At 70.0% G+C, this 25,010-nt stretch carries 22 protein-coding genes; 11 read left to right on the top strand and 11 right to left on the bottom strand.

Translation table 11 applies throughout. From position 1 onward, the window contains the following. Positions 1–75: 75 nt before the first annotated feature. The 3 genes from ACO0E1_RS05875 to ACO0E1_RS05865 form a co-directional block, all read right to left on the bottom strand. Positions 76–1,485: a tyrosine-protein kinase domain-containing protein gene (locus ACO0E1_RS05875; RefSeq protein WP_422873338.1), complete on the bottom strand. Its 1,410-nt coding sequence runs from the start codon at positions 1,483–1,485 to the stop codon at positions 76–78. A gap of 125 nt (positions 1,486–1,610) precedes the next feature. After that, the gene (locus ACO0E1_RS05870; RefSeq protein WP_422873337.1) at positions 1,611–2,030 is read right to left on the bottom strand and encodes a DUF3060 domain-containing protein; all 420 of its coding nucleotides are present in this window, start codon (positions 2,028–2,030) and stop codon (positions 1,611–1,613) included. A 94-nt stretch (positions 2,031–2,124) separates the two neighbouring features. Then, positions 2,125–4,962: a hypothetical protein gene (locus tag ACO0E1_RS05865; RefSeq protein ID WP_422873336.1), complete on the bottom strand. Its 2,838-nt coding sequence runs from the start codon at positions 4,960–4,962 to the stop codon at positions 2,125–2,127. A gap of 294 nt (positions 4,963–5,256) precedes the next feature. On the opposite strand from ACO0E1_RS05865, the gene dnaK reads away from it, so the two are divergent. The 4 genes from dnaK to ACO0E1_RS05845 all read left to right on the top strand — a co-directional run bounded on the left by dnaK (position 5,257) and on the right by ACO0E1_RS05845 (position 9,333). After that, on the top strand, positions 5,257–7,122 hold the full coding sequence (gene dnaK, locus ACO0E1_RS05860; protein WP_422873335.1) for a molecular chaperone DnaK: 1,866 nt from the start codon (positions 5,257–5,259) through the stop codon (positions 7,120–7,122). A gap of 3 nt (positions 7,123–7,125) precedes the next feature. Next, entirely contained in the window at positions 7,126–7,767 is a 642-nt protein-coding gene (locus ACO0E1_RS05855) for a nucleotide exchange factor GrpE (protein WP_422873334.1), read from the top strand. A 42-nt stretch (positions 7,768–7,809) separates the two neighbouring features. Continuing rightward, positions 7,810–8,811 (top strand): DnaJ C-terminal domain-containing protein, encoded by a 1,002-nt coding sequence (locus tag ACO0E1_RS05850; RefSeq protein WP_422873333.1) that lies wholly within the window; start codon positions 7,810–7,812, stop codon positions 8,809–8,811. Positions 8,812–8,922: 111 nt separating this feature from the next. After that, entirely contained in the window at positions 8,923–9,333 is a 411-nt protein-coding gene (locus tag ACO0E1_RS05845) for a heat shock protein transcriptional repressor HspR (RefSeq protein WP_422873462.1), read from the top strand. Between the two features lie 72 nt (positions 9,334–9,405). On the opposite strand, the gene ACO0E1_RS05840 is transcribed toward ACO0E1_RS05845, so the two are convergent. The 3 genes from ACO0E1_RS05840 to ACO0E1_RS05830 are packed head-to-tail and all read right to left on the bottom strand — an operon-like array spanning position 9,406 to position 11,003. After that, entirely contained in the window at positions 9,406–9,822 is a 417-nt protein-coding gene (locus ACO0E1_RS05840; RefSeq protein ID WP_422873332.1) for a hypothetical protein, read from the bottom strand. Positions 9,823–9,875: 53 nt separating this feature from the next. After that, complete coding sequence (locus ACO0E1_RS05835; RefSeq protein ID WP_422873331.1) at positions 9,876–10,208, bottom strand: Ig-like domain-containing protein; 333 nt, start codon at positions 10,206–10,208, stop codon at positions 9,876–9,878. Between the two features lie 48 nt (positions 10,209–10,256). Next, a complete protein-coding gene (locus ACO0E1_RS05830; RefSeq protein ID WP_422873330.1) occupies positions 10,257–11,003 on the bottom strand; it encodes a hypothetical protein in 747 nt (248 codons plus the stop codon). A 301-nt stretch (positions 11,004–11,304) separates the two neighbouring features. Between ACO0E1_RS05830 and ACO0E1_RS05825 the strand changes: the two genes are divergently transcribed. The 7 genes from ACO0E1_RS05825 to ACO0E1_RS05795 are packed head-to-tail and all read left to right on the top strand — an operon-like array spanning position 11,305 to position 19,207. Then, the gene (locus ACO0E1_RS05825) at positions 11,305–11,844 is read left to right on the top strand and encodes an acyltransferase (RefSeq protein ID WP_422873329.1); all 540 of its coding nucleotides are present in this window, start codon (positions 11,305–11,307) and stop codon (positions 11,842–11,844) included. Next, on the top strand, positions 11,844–12,956 hold the full coding sequence (locus ACO0E1_RS05820) for a DegT/DnrJ/EryC1/StrS family aminotransferase (protein WP_422873461.1): 1,113 nt from the start codon (positions 11,844–11,846) through the stop codon (positions 12,954–12,956). Before ACO0E1_RS05825 ends, ACO0E1_RS05820 begins: the two co-directional genes overlap by 1 nt. Then, positions 12,953–13,966 carry a Gfo/Idh/MocA family protein gene (locus tag ACO0E1_RS05815; protein WP_422873328.1) on the top strand — a complete coding sequence of 338 codons (1,014 nt, stop codon included), beginning with the start codon at positions 12,953–12,955 and terminating at the stop codon, positions 13,964–13,966. Before ACO0E1_RS05820 ends, ACO0E1_RS05815 begins: the two co-directional genes overlap by 4 nt. A gap of 5 nt (positions 13,967–13,971) precedes the next feature. Then, positions 13,972–15,282, top strand: a complete 1,311-nt coding sequence (locus ACO0E1_RS05810) for a nucleotide sugar dehydrogenase (protein WP_422873460.1) — start codon at positions 13,972–13,974, stop codon at positions 15,280–15,282. Between the two features lie 59 nt (positions 15,283–15,341). Continuing rightward, positions 15,342–16,526, top strand: coding sequence for a glycosyltransferase (locus ACO0E1_RS05805; protein WP_422873327.1), 1,185 nt, complete (start codon positions 15,342–15,344; stop codon positions 16,524–16,526). Positions 16,527–16,576: 50 nt separating this feature from the next. Further along, positions 16,577–17,800 carry a lipopolysaccharide biosynthesis protein gene (locus tag ACO0E1_RS05800; protein WP_422873326.1) on the top strand — a complete coding sequence of 408 codons (1,224 nt, stop codon included), beginning with the start codon at positions 16,577–16,579 and terminating at the stop codon, positions 17,798–17,800. Positions 17,801–17,809: 9 nt separating this feature from the next. After that, positions 17,810–19,207, top strand: coding sequence for a right-handed parallel beta-helix repeat-containing protein (locus ACO0E1_RS05795; RefSeq protein WP_422873325.1), 1,398 nt, complete (start codon positions 17,810–17,812; stop codon positions 19,205–19,207). Here ACO0E1_RS05795 and ACO0E1_RS05790 read toward each other — a convergent pair. From ACO0E1_RS05790 to ACO0E1_RS05770, 5 genes are read right to left on the bottom strand one after another with little or no spacing between them, the layout of a single operon-like run. Continuing rightward, a complete protein-coding gene (locus tag ACO0E1_RS05790; protein WP_422873324.1) occupies positions 19,192–20,685 on the bottom strand; it encodes a hypothetical protein in 1,494 nt (497 codons plus the stop codon). The genes ACO0E1_RS05795 and ACO0E1_RS05790 overlap by 16 nt on opposite strands. Next, positions 20,682–21,815 carry a glycosyltransferase gene (locus tag ACO0E1_RS05785; protein WP_422873323.1) on the bottom strand — a complete coding sequence of 378 codons (1,134 nt, stop codon included), beginning with the start codon at positions 21,813–21,815 and terminating at the stop codon, positions 20,682–20,684. The genes ACO0E1_RS05790 and ACO0E1_RS05785 overlap by 4 nt, the downstream gene beginning before the upstream one ends. Further along, positions 21,812–23,038, bottom strand: coding sequence for a glycosyltransferase family 4 protein (locus tag ACO0E1_RS05780; RefSeq protein WP_422873322.1), 1,227 nt, complete (start codon positions 23,036–23,038; stop codon positions 21,812–21,814). The genes ACO0E1_RS05785 and ACO0E1_RS05780 overlap by 4 nt, the downstream gene beginning before the upstream one ends. Next, positions 23,035–23,631, bottom strand: coding sequence for a sugar transferase (locus tag ACO0E1_RS05775; protein WP_422873321.1), 597 nt, complete (start codon positions 23,629–23,631; stop codon positions 23,035–23,037). The genes ACO0E1_RS05780 and ACO0E1_RS05775 overlap by 4 nt, the downstream gene beginning before the upstream one ends. Next, positions 23,628–25,010 carry a tyrosine-protein kinase domain-containing protein gene (locus ACO0E1_RS05770; protein WP_422873320.1) on the bottom strand — a complete coding sequence of 461 codons (1,383 nt, stop codon included), beginning with the start codon at positions 25,008–25,010 and terminating at the stop codon, positions 23,628–23,630. Before ACO0E1_RS05770 ends, ACO0E1_RS05775 begins: the two co-directional genes overlap by 4 nt.

Here is a 25,010-nt window from a genome sequence, read left to right as displayed (position 1 = left end):
GGCGCAGTTCGCGCGTGCGGGTTGAGGAGAGAAGGTGGTGCGGTCGCGATCGCGACCGGGTTGGTGATTGCGGGTTCAGTCCGCGACGCGGACGCCGCGGACGGGCTTGAGGTCGTCGTCGCTGAGTTCCGGTGCGTCGCCGCGGTAGCCGTAGCCGTAGCGCGAGCGCGGCGTCTTGACCATGCCGACGACGATCCCGAGTGTCCGGGCGTCGGCCTGATCGAGGACAGCGACCGCATCGCGGAGTTCGTTCGTGTGCGATCGTCCGGCCGCGGCGACCACGATCGCGCCGGCGGTCGACGCGGCGAGGATGGCCGCGTCCGTGACAGGGAGTAGCGGTGGCGTGTCGACGATGACGTAGTCGTTCTCCGCGGCGAGTGCCGTGAGGATGGCCTGCATCCCTGGTGACGCGAGGAGATCGGCAGGGTTCGGGGGGATGGCGCCCGTGGGCAGCACACTCCCCGTGGTTCCCCACCGGTGCAGGACGTCGTCGATCTCGGCGCGCCCTATGAGCACGTCGGTGAGTCCCGCTTCGTTCGGGATGCCGAGCCGGTCGGCGACGGCGGGGCGGCGGAGGTCGCAGTCGACGACCGCGACCCGGGAGCCGCCTTCCATGAGCGCCGCGGCGAGGTTGAGCGAGGTCGTCGTCTTGCCCTCGCTCGGGTTCGCCGACGTCACGACCACGACCCGACTCGTGCCGCCCTGGTCGACGAAGCGGAGATTCGTCCGGAGTGCGCGGAAGGCTTCCGCGAACGGGCCGCGTCGATCGCCCTGGATGTACACGGGCGCGTTCTGCAGGTGCTTGTTCTTCGGGACCGTACCGAGGATCGGGCGGTCCGTCGCGGACTCGACTTCCCCGCGCCCACGGATCCGGGTGTCGAGGAGGTCGCGGAGCAGCGCTGCGACGATGCCGGCGACGAGTCCACCACCGATCCCGAGCAACAGGCTCTTCATCGGCTGCGGCGTCGCCGGGTTCACCGGGGGGAGTGCGGGCTGCACAGTCCGCACGGAGACGGGGCTCGGTGCGTCGGGGGTGCTGCTCTGTTCGAGGTCGTCCGCGACGAGCCGCGTGAAACTGTCGCTCACGGCGTTCGCGATCGCCGCGGCACGCTTCGGCGACGGGTCGTTGACGGTGAGGTTGAGCAGCACCGTCTCGTTCGGCGACGAGGCCCGGACGTGCTCCGAAAGCTCCTGCGCCGTGGTGTCGAGGCCGAGCTCGTCGATCGCCGGCTGGAGCACCCGCGGTGTCGTGATGATGTCGACGTAGGACTGCACACGCTGCTGCGCGGCGTTCCCACCCTGCACGAGGTCGGTGGTGCTCCCGGAGTCGGCAGCGGCCACGGTGACGTAGAGACGAGCGGTCGCGTCGTACGTCGGGACGGCGAGCGCGAGCTGCGTGCAGGCTGCTCCCGTGCCGACGACAAGTGCTGCGGCGGCGAGCGGCCACCGCCGACGGAGCGCGCTGAGGATGTCGGGGAGGTCCATGTCGTTCCTTCGATCGGGTAGTTCAATACTAACACGTGATATGTCGAAATTGAAATACCAAACCGGGACCGCACAGGGCCGACCGATGAATCGGCCGGCCCTGTGGCGTTCGTTCTGAGGTGTGGTCAGTTGACCGTGTTGCCTGTTCCCTGGTCGTCGACCTCGGGGGAGCCGTTCTTGACGTGCACCGTGTTGTTGGTGCCGAGGAGCGTGATGGTGTCGGCGGAGTCGAGGGTGATGTCGTTGTTGCTGCCTTCGACCATGACGGACTTGGTCGCGCCCGTCGTGACCTTGCTGCCGCTGCTGGTGATCGAGACGGCATCGCAGCCCTTCGCGAGCTTGTGGGTCTCGCCGTCGCCGCTGATGACGGCCTGCTTGCCGTCGCAGGCGTTCTCGTACGCGGGCTTTTCGTATCCGTCGGGAGCGGTCGCTGAGCTGGCGGGCTTCTTCGTGGTCTCGTCGGTGGGCTGCTGCGCGCAGCCGGTGAGCAGGAGGGCGGTCGCCCCGATGGCGAGGAGGGCGGCGGTGATGCTTCGGGTGTGCACGAGATGTCCTTCCGGCAGATGGGGAGAGCGAGGGGGCGGTGGGGTCCACGACGGCTGTCGTGAACCCCACCGGTGGTGCTGTTCCTTGTTGGGATTACTTGGTGGGGGTCATGCGGACGTCGACGGTGTTGACCTTGCCGTCCTGCTCCGTCTGGGTGAAGACCATGGGGAACACCTGGTTGCCGAGGGTTCGCTTGATGGTCCACTTGCCGGTGGCGTCGACGAGGGTCGTCATCTTGTGGGACTCGTAGTCAGTGCCGAACGGGTAGAGCGTGACCGTGGTGCCGGCCGTGGCGGTGCCGGTGAAGGTCTGTTCCGTGCCGGGGGTGAAGGTCTTGTCCGCGTGGCTGGTGACCGTGAGGTCAGCTGCGGACCCGACCCAGCCGTAGGCGGCGACGGTGATGTGTTCGATCTTGTTGACCTTGCCGGGCTCCTCAGGGTCCTGCTTGACCGCGAGTTCGCGGTAGAGGGTGTTCGCGGCCAGACCCCGGCGGATCTCCCAGTTGCCGGTCTTCGCGTCCGCGATGGTGGTGATGTCGTACTGGGTGTACTTCGGGTCGAAGCCGAAGGGGTTCAGCGTGACCGTCGCGCCCGGGGTGGCCTTGCCGGAGAAGACCTGGTCGCCGGGGTTGAAGAAGTCACCGGCCTTGAAGTTGGTCAGCTGCAGGTCGCCGGGCGCACCGATCTCCTGGAAGGGCTTCAGGCCGTAGTTGGTGACCTGGTTCGTCACGCCCGCCTGAGCGGTCTGCTTGAAGGAGAGCAGGAGGTACGGCGTGTTGGAGAGGTTCCGCTGGATGGTCCACTCGCCCCACTGATCCGTGGTGGTGGTGAGGTTGTAGGCGGCGTACTTGTCGTCGAACCCGAACGGGTTGAGCGTGACCGTCGTGCCGACGGTGCTGCGGCCTGCGAAGGTGACAAGACCCGGCTCGAACGTGCCGTCCTTGACGTGCGAGGCCATCGCGACCGACTCCGCCGTGATCGGGGCCGTCGACTCGGCGGATGCCGTGGTGGTCACGGCGCCCTTCGAGTCCGCGGTCGCCGTGAGCGCGATCTTGCCCGACCCCACGTCGGTGAGGTCACGCGAGAACGACCCGTCAGCGTTCGTGACGGTGAACTCGTCCACGGTCTTGCCGCCGGTGACGATCTCCACCTTCGCGCCCTGCGAGGACTGACCGGTGACGGTCATCGCGCCCTCGGTGAACGTTGCCGGAGCGGTCAGGGTGACCGCGGAACCGTAGTCCGCGGTCGTGGTCGCTTCCTGCGTGCCCTCGATCCCGGTCTGCGCGATCCGGATCGTGTGCGAACCCGCACCGAGCGGTGCGATCTGGGTCGACCACTGCCCGTTCGTGCCCACCGGAGCGGTCCCGACCACCGTCTGACCCTTGTAGAGGGTGATCGTCGCGCCCGCCGCGCCGGTACCGGAGACCGTCGCGCGCTTGGTCACGTCCGCGTCGAACGACACGGAACCCGTCGGGTCCACGATCGAGGAGCCCTCGATCGTCACCGGCGTGCTGCTGGACGCGGCGAAACCACCCTGCGTGACGGCGCCGGAGAACGTGGTCGACATCGTCTGCGCGCCCGGAGCCGCGTCCGAAGCCGCTGCGACAGTGATGTTCCACCGCATCAGCGAGTTCGCCGGCAGCACCCAGGTGTTCGCGTTCGCGAACTTGTAGGTGTACTTCGTGCCGTCCGCGGAACGCTGCCCGTCCGTGAGCGTCATCGATGCAGACGTCCAGTCCTCGCCGGGCTTCTGGTACGCACCCCGGATCGTGTCCTGCGCGTCGGCGAACGTCGTGCCTGCCGGCGCGGTGAACTCGACCGTGCCCGTCGCGCCGTTGATCTGGCCCGACGCCTTGAACATCGCCTCGACCGAAGCCGACTTCCCGACCTTCACCGACGCTGCAGTCCCAGCCCCGGCATCGATCTTGCTCTGTTCGATGACCGCGGCGTCGAACTTGTACGACGGAGAGAACTGGCTGCCGATGCCCTGGCGGGCCCAGATGGTCCCAGTGGCGGCTCCGCGATCGGTGAAGAAAGTGGACGTCCCGGATTCCCCGATGAGTCCGATGGTGCTCGAGCCCCAGCCGGCGCCGTCCCAGCTGAGCTGCGCGCTCGCGCCAGGTGCGCCGGTGACGGTGTAGGAGTACATCGTCTTGCCGTCGGCGTCGGTGTACTTGTAGGCGCCGGTGACCGTGGGGGCGGGGAGCTGGTTCTTGACCTCGGCGGGGGTGATGGTGGTTTTCGGGGAGCGGATGGTGCCATCGGCGTTGGTGACGCGGAAGTCCCAGTTCTTGGTGTCGGAGCCGCTCTTGCCGGAGAAGGTGGTGGTTCCGGTGTTGTCGAGGGTGCCGAGCGGCTGCCAGGCAGCGTTTGCAGCGCCGTGCTCGACCTTCATGCCGGGGATGCCGGTGACGGTGTAGGCGTACTTTGTGTCGCCGTTCGCGTCGGTGTACTTGTAGGCGCTGTTGACCGTCGGGGCGGGGAGCTGGTCCTTGACGTCGGCGGCGTTGACAACGACGTTGTCGGAGTTCTGTCCGTTCAGGACGAGCCGAACCTCGACGCCCTTGCGGGTTGGGTCAAACTCGTTATTGCTCTGTCCGGTTCCGGCGGCGCCGATCGTGCCTCGGGAGTACCACAGCCGCTCGTCGCCGGTGGTAAACCTGAACTGCATCGTCGCGCCGGCGACGCCGGTGATCGTGTAGGAAAGCTTCGTGGCTCCGGACGCGTCGGTGTACTTGTAGGCGCTGTTGACCGTCGGGGCTGCGACGTTGGTCGTCTGATCAGCCGACGGGATCGCCATCGTCTGGGGGAACGAGTTGTCGGCAGCCGGGGTGGCGATCGCGGCCGGACCGAAGCCGAGGCCGGCAACGACGACCGCGGCAGCGAGCGTCGATGCACCCAGACGGGTGAACGTGCACTTCTTCTTGGACATGGAGATGTGACTCTCTTTCGGAGGGGACGTCCCAGCCCTCGCACTGCTGTGTCGAGCGGGATCGGATCGAACTGCGGCAGAACAGCCGTAGTTTCAAAATATCACATGTTCAAGTTCAATATCAACATTTGTGCATGCAGACTTCTGGACCCAACGCCTGGAAGCTGCGTCACTCGGACGCAACTTTCGGCTCCCAGAGTTGACGAGCCTCCAGTCCGGAGTAGAGTTGAGTCCATCGGACGCAAGTCCGGACGACTTCAGCACCACAGCAACGACAGAAGGAGCACCCAACACATGGGACGTGCAGTAGGCATCGACCTCGGAACCACCAACTCCGTCGTCTCCGTACTCGAAGGTGGCGAGCCCACCGTCATCGCGAACGCCGAAGGGCTTCGCACCACCCCGTCGATCGTCGCGTTCACGAAGGACGGCGAGGTCCTGGTCGGCGAGACCGCCAAGCGCCAGGCCGTCACGAACGTCGACCGCACGATCGCGTCCGTCAAGCGCCACATCGGCACGGACTGGACGGTCGACATCGACGGCAAGAAGTACACGCCGCAGGAGATCTCGGCTCGTATCCTCGGCAAGCTCAAGCGCGACGCCGAGCAGTACCTGGGCGAAGACGTCACCGACGCGGTCATCACCGTGCCGGCGTACTTCAACGACGCTGAGCGTCAGGCCACCAAGGACGCCGGTGAGATCGCCGGGCTCAACGTCCTCCGCATCATCAACGAGCCGACCGCTGCCGCGCTGGCGTACGGCCTCGACAAGGGTAAGGAAGACGAGCTCATCCTGGTCTTCGACCTCGGTGGCGGCACGTTCGACGTCTCCCTGCTCGAGGTGGGCAAGGACGACGACTTCTCCACGATCCAGGTCCGCGCGACCTCCGGTGACAACCGTCTCGGTGGTGACGACTGGGACCAGCGCATCGTCGACTACCTGATCAAGAAGTTCAAGGACGAGCACGGCGTCGACCTGTCCACGGACAAGATCGCCAAGCAGCGCCTCAAGGAAGCCGCCGAGCAGGCGAAGAAGGAGCTCTCGAGCCAGCTGAGCGCCAGCATCCAGCTGCCGTACCTCACGCTGACGGCCGAGGGCCCGCTGAACCTCGACGAGACCATCTCGCGCGCACAGTTCGAGCAGATGACCTCCGACCTGCTCGACCGCACGAAGAAGCCGTTCAACGACGTCATCAAGGAAGCGGGCGTGTCGGTCAACGACATCGCGCACGTGGTGCTCGTCGGTGGCTCGACCCGTATGCCCGCCGTGGCCGAGGTCGTCAAGCAGCTCACAGGCGGCAAGCAGCCGAACCAGGGCGTCAACCCTGACGAGGTCGTGGCCGTCGGCGCCGCGCTGCAGGCCGGTGTCCTGAAGGGCGAGCGCAAGGACGTCCTGCTCATCGACGTCACGCCGCTGTCGCTCGGCATCGAGACCAAGGGCGGCCTGATGACGAAGCTCATCGACCGCAACACCGCGATCCCGACCAAGCGGAGCGAGACGTTCACGACCGCTGACGACAACCAGCCGTCGGTCGCGATCCAGGTCTTCCAGGGCGAGCGCGAGTTCACCCGCGACAACAAGGCGCTCGGCACGTTCGAGCTCACCGGCATCGCGCCGGCTCCTCGTGGCGTCCCCCAGGTCGAGGTCACGTTCGACATCGACGCCAACGGCATCGTGCACGTGTCCGCGAAGGACAAGGGCACCGGCAAGGAGCAGTCGATGGTCATCTCCGGCGGCTCCTCGCTGCCGAAGGAGGACATCGAGCGCATGGTCCGCGAAGCCGAGGAGCACGCGGCAGAGGACAAGGCCCGTCGTGAGGCGAACGAGCGTCGCAACCAGGCCGAGCAGCTCGTCTACTCGATCGAGAAGCTCATCAAGGAGAACGACGAGAAGCTCCCCGCTGACGTCAAGTCCGAGGTGCAGGCCGACGTCGACGCGCTGAAGTCCGCCCTCGCGGGTGAGGACGAGGACGCCGTCAAGACCGCCTTCGACAAGCTCAACGAGTCGCAGGGCAAGCTCGGTCAGGCGATCTACTCCCAGCAGGACGCCGGTGCTGCCGGTGCTGCTGGTGGCGAGCAGCCGAACGCCGAGCAGGCGGCGGACGACGAGGACATCGTCGACGCCGAGGTCGTGGACGACGACGAGAACGACAAGAAGTAGTCGATGACGGACGCCAACGACAACGTCAACGACAAGGACGAGCCCCAGGTCGAGGGCGACGCCACGAACGCGGCCGAGCCCGAGGACCTGATCGAGGCCGAGGGCCCCGACGTCGAGGTTCCGACGGACGCACCCGCCGGCGGTGAGCAGGACCTCAGCCCCGAGGACGAAGCACTCCTCGCCGACGCCGCACGTGGCATCGCCGAGGACAAGCTGAGCGCGGAGGACCGGGACCTGGTCGCCGAGATGCGTGCGGACATGCTCCGTGCGCAGGCCGAGCTGGTGAACTTCCGGAAGCGCGTCGAGCGTGACCGCGAGGCCAACCGCGAGGTCGCGATCGCCGAGGTCGTCCGGGCACTCCTGCCGGCGCTCGACGACCTGACCCGCGCAGAGGCACACGGCGACCTCGCCGAGGGCCCCATGCAGGTCATCGGCCAGAAGATCCGGGGTGGCTTCGAGAAGTTCAAGCTCGTGCAGATCGGCGAGAAGGGCGAGTCCTTCGACCCGAACATCCACGAGGCGATCGTGCAGCTGCCGACTCCCGGTGCCACCGGCCAGACCGTGGCGGACGTCGTCGAACCGGGCTACAAGCTCGGGGAGCGTGTCCTCCGTGCGGCCAAGGTCGCGGTGGCGGTCCCGGCCTGAGCCGGGCACTCCGTGGCGACGACAGAAGAAGGTAGGTGAGCAGTGGCCAGTCAGGACTGGTTCGACAAGGACTTCTACAAGGTCCTCGGTGTGTCGAAGGACGCGTCGGAAGCCGAGCTCAAGAAGACCTACCGGAAGCTCGCGCGGCAGTTCCACCCGGACTCCAACCCGGGTGACACCGCCGCCGAGAACCGCTTCAAGGAGATCAGCGAGGCCTACTCGGTGCTCTCCGACAAGGAGCAGCGGGCCGAGTACGACCAGGTCCGCGCCATGGGCTCCGGCGCTCGCTTCACGGCGGGCGGCGGGGGCCAGGGCGGCTTCGAGGACGTCTTCGGCGGGATGTTCGGCCAGCAGGGCGGTGGCGGACAGCGCGTCCGCTTCGGCCAGGGTGGCGGCGGTGGCTTCGAGGACATCCTCGGCGGCATGTTCGGCGGCGGCGCCGGAGGCGGCTTCGGCCAGCCCTCCGGCGGGTACCGCGGCTTCGGTGGTCCGACGAAGGGGCGCGACGTCACGGCGACGACGACGCTCGACTTCACGACGGCCATCACCGGCGACACGGTCAAGCTGTCGCAGGGCAACGGTCGGCCGGTCAACGTCCGCATCCCCGCGGGGGTCGCGGACGGCCAGAAGATCCGGCTCCGCGGTCGTGGCGAGCAGTCGCCCGACGGCGGCGAGTCCGGTGACCTCGTGGTGACCGTGCACGTCCGCAAGCACCCGGTGTTCGAGCGCGACGGGCAGAACCTCCGCCTGGACGTCCCCGTGACGTTCGTGGAGGCTGCGCTCGGGGCGACGATCCAGGTCCCCACCCTCGGTGGCGATCCGGTGAAGCTCCGGGTCGCGCCCGGTACGCCGTCCGGTCGCGTCCTGCGCGTCAAGGGACGCGGTGTCGCGACGAAGAACGGGACGGGCGACCTGCTCGCCACCGTCCAGGTCGCGGTGCCGTCGCACCTGTCGGACAAGGCGAAGGAAGCGGTCGAGGCACTCGCCGCGGCGCTTCCGGACGAAGATCCCCGCGAGGACCTCCTCGCCAAGGCGCGCAGCTAGCGTGCCCAACCCAGCCTGGAGGCTCGGCGCGGCTCCGTCACGGAGCCGACCCGAGCCTCCAGTCTGGTTTTCAGACCACGCGAACGACGGAAGGAGCACTCGATGACCGACATGGACGAGAACTCGCCCGTCTTCGCGATCGCGGTCGCGGCGGAACTGGCGGAGATGCACCCGCAGACGCTGCGGCAGTACGACCGGCTCGGCCTGGTCGTGCCGGGGCGGACCCGGGGTGGATCGCGTCGGTACTCGATGCGGGACATCGCGCAGTTGCGCGAGATCGCGCGCCTCGGTTCCGAGGGGGTGTCGCTGGAGGGGATCCGGCGGGTGCTCGACCTCGAGAACGAGAACCGCGCGTTGCGTGACCGGGTGCGGGAACTCGAGACGGCGTTGGCCGATCAGCTCATCAACCGGCCGGGTGCCCGTGTGTTCGCGGCGACCACCACCGGTGGCGCGGTGCCGTTGCGGGCCGGGGCGCGGCCGCAGCGGAACACGCAGATCGTGTTGTGGCGGCCGCCGCACTGATCCGATCGGAAGATGTCGACGAGACGATGGCGGGCCGTGCAGGCGCCCGCCATCGTCGTCGGTCGCGATCCGTCAGGGGAGGACGGGCTCCAGCGGGATCGTGGGCAGGTCGATCGTCTTGGAGTCGGTCACGACGCCGTCCACGAGCTGCTGGATCGTGATGCTCCCACCGAACCCGTCGAGGCGACCTCCGGGGAGACCCCACCAGCCGTCGATGGCCACAGTGGACTGGACGACGGCGCCCGCGCTGTCCAGGAGCTGGATCGTCGCGCCGTCCGTCCCCGTGCCGGTGAGCTCGAAACCGGTGCGATCGTCGTTCAGCAGCAGCGTGACCGACAACGCGTTCGTGGCGTCGTCGACGGCGTGGCTGATGGAGGGTGAGACCACGTCGGCGCTGAGCGGTGCGGCTGAGGCGGGCGAGGCGAGCAGTGCAGCGGCGAGCGCGGCCGAGGCGACCGTCACGAGGCCGATGGTGTGCTTGGTGTTCATCGAGGACGTTCCTTTCGTGGGACCGATGCGGGGTGCACCGGAGCTGTGTCGGGTCAGTTGTGGGTGTCTGCAGGGATCGCGAACACGTTGCTGGTCTCGGTGACGCCGTTCTTGGTCTGCTCGAGGGCGAAGCGGACACCGAAGCTGCCCTCGGGGACCGAGAGGTCGAACGTCCAGACGCCGTCGGGCCCGACCGTGCGGGTGCCGGGGACCAGCTCACCGCCGGCAGGGTCGAGGACACGGAACGTCGCGCCGCGTTCGCCGGTACCGGTGACGGTGCTGAGCGCGCCGGGGGCGACGCTCTGGGTCGTGACGGCGACGGACGTGAGGTGAACGCTCGCCGTCACCCGCGTGCGGTCCACCTCGGCGCCGTGGTGTTGCTGCACGACTGTGATGTCGTTGTTCCCGCCGTCGAGCCCGGTGACGGTCAGGGTTCACTTGCCTTCCGACCCGACGGTCGTCGAGCGGCCGTTCGCCGTGACGGTGGCGCCCGCGGTCGCGGTCCCCGAGACGACGGCGGTCCGCGCCGTGTGGTCGACTGACGTCACCGTGGCGGTCAGCTTCTCCGCCGGGAGGAGCTTCGAGTAGCCGCCGATGAGCGCGGTCCGCCCACCGGCGCCGAAGGAGTGCGCGCGCACGGTCAGCGTGCCGCCGTTCCACGACGTCTGCCACGTCGCGACGCCGGAGAGGTCGCCGGCCTGCCCGTTGCGCAGATGGCCGCCGGCGTCCACGGTCCAGCGGAAGGCGTTCGATGCGGTTCCGGCCCGGCAGGCAGCCGCGTTGCCGTGCCAGATCGCGCCGAAGATCGGTGTCGATGCCACCATCGCGTTGCCGAAGCACGCCTTCCCGCTGACGAACGAGAACGTCCCGTCCGTCTGGCGCAGCACCTCGAGCTGGGGTGCCGCCGCGATCGCTGCAGCGGCGCTGCTTGCGCTGGCGTAGTACGTCGTCCCGTTCCCGGTGGGCAGGACGTAGGTGTACCCAGCTGAGCCGGACAGCGCGAGTTTCATCGTCCCGAGGCTGGTCGCAGGGGCGCGGGCAGCACGTTCCGCCGGTGCCGCATCCGTCCTCACGTCGGTTCCGGGCGCTGCAAGAGCGGCGGGGGCATCGACGGCAAACCCGCCGGTGGTCAGGAGTGTGAGGAGTCCGGTCACCGCGAGCAGGTGGCGTTTGCGTGTCATGCCGTAAATGTTGCATATCAATGCGATGAACACAACACTGATTCGACGCCAGGGGTGATATCGCGGTTCGGCATATGCCGGTGGCGCAATCGGGTGATGTGCATTTTTGAATATCGCAAGGGCGGATATGCGCGAAACTCGAAGAATGACGTCGAATGTGTATTTGTCCGGTAATGTTCCACGTCCACTGGCGCGAGATCGGTCATCAACTTCGGGAGCATCCATGCACACGTCCACATCGTCGGAATCGTTCGTGTCACCGACATCCGTCGTTGCCAGCTCGGCTTCGCTCGGGTCCGGCGTGCGCATCTGGGACCTCAGTCACGTCGAAGCGGGTGCTGCTGTCGGCCCTGACACGGTCATCGGCCGTGGGGTCACGATCGGCAGGGGCGTCCGGGTGGGCGCTCGGTGCAAGGTGCAGAACGCCGCGCTCGTGTACGGGCCGACGCTCCTCGGCGACGGGGTGTTCGTCGGGCCGGGCGCGGTGCTGACCAACGACCACGCGCCTCGGTCGATCACTCCGGACGGGGCGGTCAAGGGGCCGGACGACTGGGTGCCGACCGGCGTCGTCGTCGAGCACGGTGCGTCGATCGGAGCCGGTGCGGTGTGCGTCGCGCCCGTGCACATCGGGCGGTGGGCGGCGGTCGCTGCCGGAGCGGTCGTCACGCACGACGTCCCGGATCACGCCCTCGTCGCGGGCGTCCCCGCTCGGCGTGTCGGCTGGGTCGGCCGGACCGGGCACCGGCTCGCTGACGTCGAGGACGGTCGGTGGGTCTGCCCCTATACGGGCGAGGCCTACCGCGAGCGCCGCGACGGCACGGGGCTCGAGGTCGCATCGTGATGGTGACCGGGCCGGACGTCGAGACGATCGCGGCGGCGAGGCCGCTGATCGGCGCGGAGGAACGTCGTGCCGTCGACGCGGTGCTCGCGAGCGGGCGGCTGGCTCAAGGGCCCGAGGTCGCAGCGTTCGAGCGGGAGTTCTCTGCGACGCTGCTCGACGGGCGATCCGTCACGGCGGTGAACAGCGGGACTGCCGCGCTCCACCTGGCGCTGCACGCTCTCGGGATCGGCACCGGTGACGAGGTCGTCGTGCCGTCGTTCACGTTCGCGGCGACGGCGAACGCGGTCCGCCTGGTCGGTGCCGTACCCGTCTTCGTCGACATCGACCCCGACACGTACTGCATGGCGGCTTCGTCGCTCAGCCAGGCCGTCACCCTTCGCACGCGCGCGATCATCCCGGTGCACCTGTACGGGCACCCGGCCGACATGACGGCGCTGGTGTCGCTCGCGGAGACGTGTTCCGCAGTGGTCGTGGAGGACGCAGCGCAGGCGCACGGTGCACGGTGGTCGGGATCGCGCGTCGGGACGTTCGGCGCGGCCGGGGTCTTCAGTCTCTACCCGACGAAGAACATGACCGCTGCCGAGGGCGGGATGATCGCGACGTCGTCAGGCGCGGTGGACCGTACCGTGCGTCTGCTGCGGAACCAGGGCATGGCCGAGCGGTACGCGAACGAGGTCGTCGGGTTCAACGCTCGGATGTCCGACGTCCACGCAGCGATCGGACGTGCGCAGCTGCGCAAGGTGACGAGCTGGACGGCGCAACGGCAGGCGAACGCGGCGTACCTCAGCGGAGAGCTGCGCGGGGTCGTGCTGCCGACCGTCCACGACCAGGCGGAGCATGTGTTCCACCAGTACGTGATCCGGGTGCCCTCCGACCGCGACGGCTTCGCGGCGGCGATGCGCGCCGAGTTCGGGATCGAGACGGGGGTCTACTACCCGACGCCGGTCCACAGGCTCGCGCCGTTCGCCGACGCAGCGCAACGGACGTGCCTCGCCGAGACCGACCGGGCCGCTGGGCAGGTGCTCGCGCTGCCGGTGTACCCGACGCTGACCCTCCGAGAACTCGACCGCATCGTGACCGCGGTGAACACGCTGGCAGGGGCCGGCGCATGACGTCGGCTCGTCTTGGCGGGCGAACGCTCCGGGCCGGGGTGGTCGGACTCGGTGCGATGGGGCGGCACCACGTCCGGGTGCTCCGCGACCTCGACGGCATCGACCTGGTGGGTGCCGCAGACCGAGTCGGCGACGTGCACCGCGTCGCCGGTGACGTCCCCGTGGTCGCCTCGGTCGCCGAGCTGATCGCGCTCGGGATCGACCTCGCCGTGGCCGCCGTCCCGACCGCGTTGCACGAGGACGTCGCGCTCGAACTCGCGGCGGCGGGCGTGCACGTACTCGTGGAGAAGCCCGTCGCTGCGACCGTCGACGCCGCGGCCCGCATGGTCGGTGCGTTCGAAGCTGCAGGGCTGCTCGGGCTGGTCGGGCACGTCGAGCGCTACAACCCGGCGCTCAGGGCTCTGCGGGTCCGGCTCGACGCCGGGGCCCTCGGCGATGTGTACCAGATCGCGACCAGGCGGCAGGGGCCGTTCCCGGCGCGCATCGCTGACGTCGGGGTCGTGAAGGACCTCGCGACGCACGACATCGACGCGACCGCGTGGATCGCCCGGTCCCCGTTCGCGCGCGTCGGTGCGCTCGCATGCACGAAGAGCGGGCGTCCGCACGAGGACCTGGTGACCGTCACGGGGGAGCTCCTCGACGGCACGCTGACGTCGCACCTGGTGAACTGGCTCAGTCCGTTCAAGGAGCGGTTGCTCGTGGCGACGGGGGAGCGCGGCGCGTTCGTCGCGGACACGCTGAGCGCGGACCTGACGTTCCACGAGAACGGGACGGTGGCGACGGACTGGGAGCGCGTCGCAGCGTTCCGCGGGGTGGCCGAGGGGGCGAGCACACGGTTCGCGATCCCGAAGCGGGAGCCGTTGGTCGTCGAGCTCGAGGCCTTCCGTGACGCCGTCCTCGAGCTGCCGTCGGAGGTGGTCACGATGCGCGACGGGATGCGGACCCTGGCGGTGGCTGAGGCCGTGCTCGCCTCGGCGGGGAGTCGACAGATGGTCGAGGTCCGGTCGTGAGCGCGATGCGGGTGGTGGTGGTCGGACTGGGCAAGATCGGGCTGCCGCTCGCGGTGCAGTTCGCCGGGTCAGGTGCCGAGGTCACGGGTCTCGACGTCTCGGCTTCCGTCGTCGACGCCGTCTCGTCGGGCGTCCCGCCCTTCCCCGGCGAACACGATCTGGACGACCGACTGCGCGACGTGGTCGAAGCGGGCCGGTTGCGCGCGACGACCGACCCGTCCGTCGCGGTCCCCGGGGCGGACGTGGTCGTGGTCGTGGTGCCGCTCTTCGTCGGCGTCGACGGTGCGCCGGACTTCGGCTGGATGGATGCTGCGACGCAGGCGATCGGCCGGCATCTGACCCCCGACACGCTCGTCGCCTACGAGACGACGCTGCCCGTCGGGACCACGCGCGATCGATGGGCGCCGATGCTCGAAACGTGCTCCGGGCTCCGTGCCGGGCACGACTTCGAGGTCGTCTTCTCGCCCGAGCGGGTGCTCACCGGGCGCGTGTTCGCGGACCTCCGGCGGTACCCGAAGCTGATCGGGGCGCTGACCCCGCGCGGAGCCGGACGGGCCCGCGCGTTCTACGAGTCCGTGCTGCAGTTCGACGACCGCCCGGAGTTGGCGCACCCGAACGGTGTCTGGGATCTCGGTTCGGCTGAGGCAGCCGAGCTCGCGAAGCTCGCCGAGACGACCTACCGCGACGTCAACATCGCGTTGGCGAACGAGTTCGCGGTGTTCGCCGAGCGTGCCGGCATCGACGTCGAGCGGGTGATCGCGGCGTGCAACTCGCAGCCGTACAGTCATCTGCACCGGCCGGGGATCGCCGTGGGTGGCCACTGCATCCCCGTCTACCCGCGGCTCTACCTGTGGAACGACGACAGGGCATCGGTCGTGCGAGCGGCTCGCGAGCGGAACGCATCGATGCCAGAGCACGCCGTCGACCTGCTCGAACGGATCCACGGGTCGCTCGCCGGAGCCCGCGTGCTGGTGCTCGGAGCTGCGTACCGCGGTGGGGTGAAGGAGACGGCGTTCTCCGGGGTCTTCGGGACGGTTGCCGCGCTGGCCGAGCGCGGTGCGGTGGTGACGGTGTCGGATCCGCTCTACTCGGCCGCCGAGCTGGCTGGACTGGGCCTGGAGCCGCATCCGGCCGGTGCGTCGGTCGACGCCGCGATCGTGCAGGCCGATCACCGCGAGTACGCGAACTGGGGCCCGGACCGGCTGCCAGGTGTCCGATCGGTCGTGGACGGGCGGCGGATCCTCGACGCCGAACGGTGGTCGACCGTCACGGTGGCGGTGATCGGAGCGCCAGTGCGCCCCGCGTCGACGGAGTAATCGAAATACAACATGTGAACAACTCGCGTCCGAGGCCGTCCTGACCCTAGCGTCTGAGCATGGCCCCCGGACCCCGCCCGTTCGACATCGTGCACGTGTCGAGCGCGCACCCGTGGACCGACAACCGGGTGCACTTGCGCGAAGCCGCCAGTGCGGCCGCGGCGGGCTACCGGACGGCGCTCCTGGCGGTCACGGACGATGGACGGACTGACCCGGACTGGAGCCGACCGGACGAGGTCACCGGCGTCTACGTGCGGCGTGTCCCGCGCCGACCACGCGTGCAGCGGATGGTCTGCTCCAGCATGCAGGTCGTCCTCGGTGCGCTGTCGTCCCGGGCCGGGGTCGTCCACTTGCACGACCCCGAGCTGGTATGGGCGGTGCCGCTCCTGCGGATGCTCGGGCGCAAGGTGGTCTACGACGCGCATGAGGACCTGCCGCAGCAAGTCGCCGGCAAGGAGTACCTGGGTCGGCTCGGGCGCACAGTCGGTGCGGCGGCGGCGCACGGTGTGCTCATCACGGCCCGAGGCGCCTCCGCGGTCGTCGCGGCGACGCCGGCCATCGCCGAACGGTTCCCACCGGAACACACGCGGATCGTGCGGAACGTCCCGCGGCTCCGGATCGCCGACGCGGCCGCCGTCCCGGTCTCGCACCGTCCGGCCAACGTCGTCTACCTCGGTGCGTTGAGCCGGGATCGCGGCCTCCACGTCGTCACCGGTCTCGCAGCGCGGGCCGTGGGCACGGGGCTGCCGTTCGGGTGGGGTGTCGTGACCGCGGGCCCGGTGGACGGAGCGGTCGACCGCAGGGAGTTCGACCGACTCGTCGCGGCCGGCACCATCGACCACCGGGGTGTCCTCCCACCGGTTGCAGCCCGAGACCTGCTGCACGAGGCCCGCGTCGGCCTGCTGCCGTTGCTGCCCACCCCGGCCTATGCGGCATCGCTACCGACCAAGCTCTTCGAGTACCTCGCCGCCGGACTCCCGGTGATCGCCACCGACGTCCCGCTCTGGCGCGACCTGTTGGCGGGAGCCGACTGCGCGACGTGGGTGCCGCCGGGCGACGTCGACGCCGTCCTGCGCGCGATCCACCGCTACGACGCCGATCCCGACCTGCTCGAAGCGCACTCCGCGTCCGGCCGTGCGCTCGTCGGGCGCGCGTACCGCTGGGACGACGAAGAGCGCGCCCTGCTCGACCTCTACCGCGAGCTCCACGGGGCCACGCCGTTCCACCGACACGAGGGAATCTGATATACCAATGAAGAGCTCATTCACACCAGACACCACGATCGGCGGACCCCGTGCGCTCTCGACGACGCACCCTGCCGGCCGTCCTCACGATCCTGACCGGCACGTTGGTGGGGCAGGGGATGGTCGTCGCGGTGTCGCCGTTGCTGACCCGGTCCTACTCGGCGGCCGACTTCGGAGCACTCTCGGTCGTCACGGCCACGGCGTCGGTCCTCGGCGCGGGGGCGACGTTCGGCACCGACCGGGCGCTCGCGGTGGCGCGCGACGAACATACGGTTCGAGCGCTGACACTGCTCGGGTTCGTGGGGGCACTCTCGACGGGGGCTGCTGTGACGGCGGTGCTCGGTGCGGAGCGGCAGGCGCTGGCCTGCTGGTTCTCAGCACCGGCGTTGGTGGAGCTCTGGTGGGTGGTACCGGTCACCACGGCCGTCGTGGCGCTGCAACGGATCGTGTCGGCTCGGCTCGCGCGTGCACGACGGTACGAGGCGCTCGCCGTCCGGAACGCCGGGCAGGGGATCGGGCAGACCGCCTGCAACCTGCTGCTCGCTCCGCTCGGGCCGATCGGGTTGATCGGCGGCCTGGCAGTCGGTCGGCTCGTCGGGCTGATCGGCACGGCTCGGCCGGGGTCGACGCGTCCGCCGTCCGGCCGGGCTGTCCGGCACGCGATCGTCTCGCATCGTCGGTTCCTGCTCCTCACGCCGTGGTCGGCGATGCTCAACGTCGTGGGGCAGCAAGCGCCGTGGCTGGTGATCGCGGCGGTGCACGGCAGCGTCACGGCCGGGTTCGTCGCGCTCACGACGCGCGTGCTCGGGTCACCGGTCGGCATGGTGGCCGATGCGGTCGCGCAGTGGGCGGCGGGTGCGTTCGGGCAGCGGGTGCGGTCGGGCGCACCGGTCCGCGACCTCCTCGTCCGACTCTGCGTCCGGCTGGCGCTGCTCGGCGTCCCCGCGGTGGCACTGGTGGTCCTGGCGGGTCCGGAACTCTTCGCGTTCGTCTTCGGTCCCGGGTGGCGGGAATCCGGCCGGTACGCGCAGATCCTCGTGCCGGCGGTCGCAGTCCAGCTCGCGGTGTCCCCGCTGACGCAGCTCCTCGGCATGCTGGGACGGCAGCCGACCCAGCTCGTCTGGGACGCGTCACGGCTGATCGCCACCACTGCGGCGGTGCTCGTACCGTCCGTCATGGGGGCACCGATGCCGGTGGTCCTGGCAGCACTCTCGGCTGCGATGATCGGCAGCTACCTCGTCGTGCTCTGTCTGGTGGTGCGGGCGGCGCACTGACTCTCGGGGGTGCCCGTGTTGGGCGGTGAGGCCCGTCACGTCTCGCGACGCGCTGCGCTGCTCGGCATGGTCGGCGCGGTCCCGGGCGGGGTCGCAGTGTTCCGCGCCGGGACCCCGACCACCGTGGCCGAAACGACCACGACGGGTGACGAGCACACCGACGTCGGCGCGGTCCGCCTGCAAGACCTGCTCGACCGGTTGGAAGCCGGGGCGGTGGTGCACGTCACCCGGCACTGGACACTCGACGAGTCCCTCCGCGTCGAACGTCCGATGACCATCCGGTTCGTGGGTGGCTCGCTGTCGACGGCGTGCGACATCGACCTCGTGCTCGTGACCTCCTCCGACGTCCGGATGGTCGACGCCGTGCTCACCGGCGGGGGAGCCGACCACTCCGGGCTCGGCCGGGGCATCCGTGCGCTCGGCACCGTCGCCGCACCGCTGCGCAACGTGCAGGTCGTGCGCGCCACGATCCGCCAGTTCTCGCACGACGGCGTCCTGTACGAGCACTGCACCGAGTTCGTCGTGACCGGGAGCACGATCGAGGACGTCGGCTACGCCGGGGTACTCCTCTTCTCGTGCGTCGGCGGCAGTGTGACGAACAACCGCATCGCCCGGGTGGTCCAGCCCGCGCCGTACGTCAACTCGTACGGCATCGAAGCCGTCCGGGCCACGTCGACCGGGCTGGACGGAGCCCCGCGGAGTGCCCGCGTCCTGATCGCCGACAACCACGTCTCCGACGTCCCGAACTGGGAGGGCATCGACACGCATGGCGGCGAGTCGATCTCGATCCTGCGGAACCGGGTGGACGGGTGCCGGGTGGGCATCGCCGTCGTCCCGTCGAAGGACGAACACGACGACAAGGCGACCAAGTACGCCCCGCTGGACTTCGCCGTCGTCGACAACGTCGTCACACGCACGGTGACGGGCCCGGGTTCCGGGATCGTCGTCCGGGGCGCGGGAGAGACCGTCGGATCGGATGCAGAACGGGCCACCGGGGCGGTGCTGCGCAACACCGTCACCGGGTACGGTGACGGCGACCGTGACGCCGCGATCCTCGTGTACCTCACCCGGCACCTGGTGATCGGGCACAACCGGTGCGACGCCGGGGTGCGGCGGGGGGTCTCGCTCTACCACTCCAACGACCGGGTGACCCTCGTCGGGAACCTGGTGACCGGGTTGCGGCGACAGGGGACGGCGACCTCGGTGGCGGTGGACGTCCGGGCGACGGCGAACTCGGCGGTGTTGCTCGGCAACGAGTACCGCGCCGCCGGAGGAGTCGACAGCGTCTACGGCGTGATGTGCCGGCAAGCGGACAACGACCTCGTCCTGGTCTCGAACGACTGGCGGGCGACGACGACCGCGGTGGTGGCGAGCACCGGGACGGTCGTCCGCTACCGCGAGACCTGACGCGCCACATCGCCCTCCAGCACGGCCCGCTCGGCCGACCGTCGTCCACGACGGGGCTCCGAGCGGGCCGTCATCGTCCCCGGGGCGCGAGCTCGATCAGGAGCGCGCACCCGAGCGGCAGGCGGCACGGCCCACCCGCTCCGCGGCGCGATCGCCAGCACGAGCGTCCCGACGAGCAACCCGTGCGACAGCATCGCCGTGAAGATCGACGTGTTGCTCAGCATGATGCTCGGCATCACGACCGCCATCGCCGCGACCCGCATCGGCAGCCCTCGACTCGCCCGGTCGAGGAACCAGAGCCATGCGAACAGCGCGGCCGCGGACACCGGGATCCCGATCCATCCGAGGTTGGCGAACCCGTCCGCGAAGAGGTTCGCGTTCGCGTACCCGTGCGAGCCCGGCACGAGGTGGTCCGCGATCCGCTTCGGCGGCGGGAGGTCGTATGGGTACGGCGCCCAGGCGCGCAGGAACGAGTACCCGTACCCGGCGACGGGGTTCGCGGAGAAGAACTCGACGTACACCGAGGTGAGCAGCCCCGGAGTGAGCATGAACCGTCGGGTGAACACGGACGTCCACGTGATCCCGCCCTGCAGCTCATCGGCCAACGCGGACGCGATCATGATCCCGATCGGTGCGGTGAGGAACCACGTGGCGGTCCGCTGTCGTCCACCGCGGAACAGGAGTGCCATGCCGAGCACGGCCACGAACGAGAACAGCACGGCCTTGAACCCCGTGCTCGAGTAGAGCAGGAACTGCCCGGCGAGCGCGAGCACGACAAGGGACGGCCGCCGCCGGACCAGGCCCCGGGCCAGGACGAGTGGGTTCACCACGTACGCCTGCCCGGTCAGCAGGTACCCGAGGGCACCACCGGATCCGACGTCCTCGGTGTACTCGGCACGAACCTCGTAGATGTCATCCAGCGCGATGAACCGCAGGTGCACGCCGACGGTGGCCGCCATCACCGCGTAGGTCAGCAGCGAGTACGCGCCGCACACGGTCCAGGTCAGCACACCGCGGTCCACCCGATGCCACCCGAGCCGCACGCTGTCCGGAGCACCCGCCGGAACGGCGGGGCCAGCCGGAACGGTGCCGCGCGGTGTGCACAGTGCCACCGCCCCGTACGACGCCCCGACAGCAGCGCTCAGCGCCAATGCCGTCCCGGTCGGCAGGTACCCGGTCGACGGGCTCATCAGCATCGTCGGCGCCACGCACACCGCGAAGATCGTCCACAGCACCACGTGCGAAGCCCGAGCGAGCACCCAGGGGAGCGCGAGCGCCACGAGGACCGTCATGGCGACCACCGCAGCGCGTGCCGGCCACGGTGCCACCACGTGGGTGAACCCCGAGTACGCGAAGAGCGGCGCGACGAGGTGCGCGGCGATCCAGTCGGCGGTCGCGCCGAGCACGCCGACGGTCACCGTGGTCACGAGGAGCCGTCGGAGCGCCTTGACGAGCGCGAGCCGGTCGTGCGTCGTCACGACGGGGTCGTCCGTCCGGCCCGCACTCCGGGGAGGAGCTCGTCGTACATCGCCACGAGCCGTGCAGCCTCTGGCCCCCAGGTGAAGTGCTGCGCTGCTCGGCGGGCCTCGGCACCGCGCCGGGCCAGCAGCGCCGGGTCCTCGGCGTAGGCGCGGACCGCCCGTGCGACGGCACCGGGGTCGTCCGCCGGCACGAAGGTGGCACAGTCGAACCCGTCGAGCAAGTGCCGCAACAGCGGGATGTCCGTCGCCACGACGGCCAGCCCCGCCGTCAGGTACTCGAAGAGCTTCGTCGGGAAGATCTGGTCGGTCACCGGCGTCCGTCGGAACGGCACGAGTCCGATCCGGGCGCGCAGCAGGAGGTCGCGCGCCGCAGCTGGTCCGACGACACCGTCGTGCTGGAGCCGCCCGGACGCCGCCGCGGCGCGCAGCGCGGCGGTGTCCGTCGCCGCGTCGATCGAGCCGACCGCTTCCACCCGCCAGCCTGATGGGAACGACGCATCCGCGACGGCCTCGGCGACCACGTCGATCCCACGGGCTCGACTCAGGACGCCCACGTGCGCGACCGTGGTGGGGCGAGCCTCCAGGCCGACCTGTCCGTCGTCCGCCGGTCGCGCCAGGGGGAAGTTGTGGACCGCGATCGTGCGCGATGCCGGGAATCGGCGGCCGGTCCACCGGGTCGCCGTCACGACCCGGTCCGCCGTTGCCGCCACCCGCAGCATCACGTGTGAGAGCGACGCGAACACCGCGCGCTGCCGGAACGACAGGTAGTCCTTGCCCCAGACCTGGTCGGGGAGGTCCTCGTGCGCGTCGTAGACGACCCGCCGGCCGGCCAGCCGCAGCAGGGGGATCGTCCAGATGAGCTCCGGATCGTGCAGGTGCACGACACCGGCGCGGGACCGCAGCGCGAGGACGAGCGCCTGAGTCGTGGAGAGCGCCATGCGTCGGACGCGGGGACGGCGGGGGAGGCGGACGACTTCGACCGGTGTCGGTGGCGCGTCGAGCGCAGACTCCACTGCGATCAACCGGACTCGGAAGCCGGCTCGGGCAGCCGACGCCGCCTCGCGCAGGTGCACTCGGTTGTCGACCCACGGATGCGCACTCGACACGTGGACGATGTCCGGGGTCATCGGAGCGCCTCGCTGAGCGCGCGGCCGTAGCGTTCGGCGAGCAGGCGGTAGTCGTACTCGCGGAGCACGTGTTCCCGGCCGCGGGCCCCCATCGCGTCGAGCACCGCGGGGTCGCTCGTCGCCATGGCGAGCATCCCGGTCGCCAGCGCCGCGGGCGAGTCAGCCGCGACCTGGACGCCACACCGGGACTCGTTCACCGGTGCGATCGGTACAGGGGCCCCGACGAGCAGCGGACGACCGAGGAGCATGTACTCGTACTGCTTGTTCATCGAAACACCGTGCTGGTAAATGGGGAGCGCGTGCATGGTGACGACCAAGCAGCCGGCCTGTCGGCCGATCCGGCGGGCCTCGGCCTGCGGAACGCGTCCGGTCCAGATGATGGAACGAGCGGACTGGAGGCCCGACGCGCGTTCCCGGAGCCGGCTCGCGTCCGCTCCGTCCCCGACCAGCACGAGTGCGAGTCGCGGTCCGCCTGCTGCCGCGGCGCGGCGGTGGGCGAGGTCGAAGCCGTCGAGCACCGTCTCGAGCGCGTTCGCCGGTCCCATCGACCCGATGTAGGTGACGGAGAAGTCGGCGTCGGGATGCCGTGGCGGAAGCGGCTCGGTGTCCGGCGCGACGCCGTTCGGGACCCAGGTGAAGGGCACGCGGTCCTCGTAGTAGCGTCCGACACCCTCGAGCGGTGAGATCAGGTGGACGGCTCGTCGGACGGTGACGCGCTCGATGCGTCGGAGGAGCCGGATCGCCGGGTGGTGCTCGTGCATCCCGGCGAGTCCGATCGCCGACTCCGGCCAGAGGTCGCGTGGTTCGAAGACGAACGGCACGCCTCGGCGACGGGCGAGGGCCGAGGCGGCGATCGCGGCGAGCGGGTGGAACGAGCTGCCGACGATGACGTCCGGACGGGGGAGCCCGCGCAGCACGCCGGGCAGCAGCAGCAGCATCGAGAACAGCAGGATGTCCGCGACTCGCCGAACGGCGCGACGGCGGCCCGATCCCCGGTGGTCGACGCCGCGGAGCCAGCAGAACTGGTAGCCGTCGCCGAACCACCGGCGTCGCAGCGTCACGCCGTGCAGGTGCGAACGGCCCGTCGGGTGGTCGGTGCCGGCCGCGATGACGACGGTGTGCCAGTCGGGTGCGAGTCCGGCGGCGAAGTGCTCGTGCCGGGTGGAGCGGCCGTCGCGCTCGTGGTGGTGCGCGTAGTGGTTCACGATCCAGACCGTCTTCATGCAGGCCTCCGGCTCCCGGTGAAGGTGTCCGAGGTGGCGTGGCCCGGGGTCGTGATGCCCTCTCTCCGCAGCACGACGCCGACCGTGCGGGCGAGGATCCTCGCGTCGAGACCGAGTGTCTGCGTGTCGACGTACTCGACGTCGGAGCGCAGGCGCTCCGGCCAGGGCAGCGCGTTCCGGCCGCGCACCTGCGCGAGCCCGGTGAGTCCAGGACGGACGTCGTGCCGACGTGCCTGCTCGGCGTCGTAGAGCTCGAGGTAGCGGCACAGGCTCGGACGGGGCCCGACGAAGCTCATCTCACCGCGCAGGACGTTCCAGAGGCTCGGGAGTTCGTCGAGGCTCGTTGACCGGAGCCACGCGCCGAACGGGGTCAGGCGGTCCGCATCGTCGACGACTCCGGAGGCCGGGTCGACGTGGAGCATCGAACGGAACTTCACGATCGTGAAGGTCCTGCCGTGCAGACCCGGCCGGGGCTGCCGGTACAGCACGGGACGGCCGAGGTGGCACGCCACGAGGACCGCCACCGCGCCGAGCAGCGGCGCGAGGACGACGAGCACGACGGCCGCGCCGACCACGTCGAGCAGCCGCTTCATGCTCGTCCCCAGCGTGCTCGGGTCCGTTTCGGAGCGGCGACCGTCGTGATGCCGTACCCGTACCGCGAGGTCGCACGCTGCTTGGTCTTCGTGAGGACGATGCCGTCCGGGCGTTCACCGACACGGGCGAGCGCCTCGACGGCCAGGCGGACGTCGGATCGACGGGTCTGGTTCGCTGCCGTCACGAGCAGGGTCGTCGAGACCAGGGTGCTGACGATCGCGGCGTCGGTGACGGCCAGGACCGGGGGTGTGTCGACGAGCACGACGTCGAAACGGCTCGCGAGTTCGGTCAGCACGCACCCCATGGCTTCAGATCCGATGAGCTCGCTCGGGTTCGGCGGGACCGTACCGGCAGGCAGGACGACCAGGCCGTCGTGACCCCACGGCTGCAGGACGTCGTCGAGTTCGGCTCGGGCTACGAGGACGTCGGTGAGGCCGACCGCGCCCTCGATCTCCATCGTGTCGGCGACGCTAGGCCGCCGGAGGTCCGCGTCGACGACGACCGTCCGGAGCCCGCCGGTGCTGAGCACGATCGCGAGGTTCGCGGCCGTGGTCGTCTTGCCCTCGGCCGGTCTGCTGCTCGTGACGGCGATGGTCGGCGCGCCACTCGTCCGGAGGAACTGGATGTTCGTCCGGAGACTGCGGAACGCCTCCGACCTGGTGCTGGAGGTGTCCTCCCGCACGATGAGCGGTCGTCGCGCCGCTTCGGGGTCGTGCGCGATGTCGCCGACGACCGGGACGTCGTCCTCGATGTCCGCTGACGATCGGATCCGGGTGTCGACGACGGCGCGGAGCAACGCGAGCACGGCACCTGCCACGAGACCGGCGAGGGCACCAGCCGCGACGTCGGCCGTCCGACGCGGGGCCACCGGCGTGATCGGCACGCTCGCCGGCGTGACCGGCTCGAGCCGCACGGACGGGGTACCGTCGCCCGCTGCCGGTTCGATCTCCGAGACGACGCGGGCCAACGACGCCCCCACCGCGCGCGCGACGTCGCGGGTCTCCACCGGGTCCGCTCCCCTGACCGCGACGCTGATGATCACGGTGCCCGATCGCACCGACGCGGTCACGCGGTGGGCGAGCGCGGCGGTGGTCGTCCGCATCCCGAGGTCCGCGATGACGCTCCGGAGCACCCGCGGCGACGACGCGAGCTCGGTGTAGGACGCGATCTTCTGCTGCGCTGCCGTCGACCCCTGCGCGATCTCTCCCGCGGACGACGCGCCGGCTCCGGCGACGGACACGTAGTAGGACGTCGAGGACTCGTACGTCGGCGGGGTGGCGTTCGTGACGAGGAGGGCCGCCCCTGCACCGAGCGCACCGGTGCCGAGCACGATCCACCAGCCTGTCAGCAGGACGCGGGCAACGGCGAGCGCGGGCAC

It is taken from the genome of Curtobacterium guangdongense, from assembly GCF_049341845.1.
GTDB lineage: Bacteria > Actinomycetota > Actinomycetes > Actinomycetales > Microbacteriaceae > Curtobacterium > Curtobacterium guangdongense.
This window is presented reverse-complemented; position numbering and strand designations above follow the sequence as displayed.

Excerpts from the sequence above, each read along its gene's own strand:
- ACO0E1_RS05780 (WP_422873322.1), bottom strand. The coding sequence starts at position 23,038 with ATGAAGACGGTCTGGATCGTGAACCACTACGCGCACCACCACGAGCGC.
- ACO0E1_RS05830 (WP_422873330.1), bottom strand. The coding sequence starts at position 11,003 with ATGACACGCAAACGCCACCTGCTCGCGGTGACCGGACTCCTCACACTC.
- ACO0E1_RS05785 (WP_422873323.1), bottom strand. The coding sequence starts at position 21,815 with ATGACCCCGGACATCGTCCACGTGTCGAGTGCGCATCCGTGGGTCGAC.
- ACO0E1_RS05855 (WP_422873334.1), top strand. The coding sequence starts at position 7,126 with ATGACGGACGCCAACGACAACGTCAACGACAAGGACGAGCCCCAGGTC.
- ACO0E1_RS05775 (WP_422873321.1), bottom strand. The coding sequence starts at position 23,631 with ATGAAGCGGCTGCTCGACGTGGTCGGCGCGGCCGTCGTGCTCGTCGTC.
- ACO0E1_RS05840 (WP_422873332.1), bottom strand. The coding sequence starts at position 9,822 with ATGAACACCAAGCACACCATCGGCCTCGTGACGGTCGCCTCGGCCGCG.
- ACO0E1_RS05845 (WP_422873462.1), top strand. The coding sequence starts at position 8,923 with ATGGACGAGAACTCGCCCGTCTTCGCGATCGCGGTCGCGGCGGAACTG.
- ACO0E1_RS05810 (WP_422873460.1), top strand. The coding sequence starts at position 13,972 with ATGCGGGTGGTGGTGGTCGGACTGGGCAAGATCGGGCTGCCGCTCGCG.
- ACO0E1_RS05805 (WP_422873327.1), top strand. The coding sequence starts at position 15,342 with ATGGCCCCCGGACCCCGCCCGTTCGACATCGTGCACGTGTCGAGCGCG.
- ACO0E1_RS05875 (WP_422873338.1), bottom strand. The coding sequence starts at position 1,485 with ATGGACCTCCCCGACATCCTCAGCGCGCTCCGTCGGCGGTGGCCGCTC.
- dnaK (WP_422873335.1), top strand. The coding sequence starts at position 5,257 with ATGGGACGTGCAGTAGGCATCGACCTCGGAACCACCAACTCCGTCGTC.
- ACO0E1_RS05815 (WP_422873328.1), top strand. The coding sequence starts at position 12,953 with ATGACGTCGGCTCGTCTTGGCGGGCGAACGCTCCGGGCCGGGGTGGTC.
- ACO0E1_RS05820 (WP_422873461.1), top strand. The coding sequence starts at position 11,844 with ATGGTGACCGGGCCGGACGTCGAGACGATCGCGGCGGCGAGGCCGCTG.
- ACO0E1_RS05865 (WP_422873336.1), bottom strand. The coding sequence starts at position 4,962 with ATGTCCAAGAAGAAGTGCACGTTCACCCGTCTGGGTGCATCGACGCTC.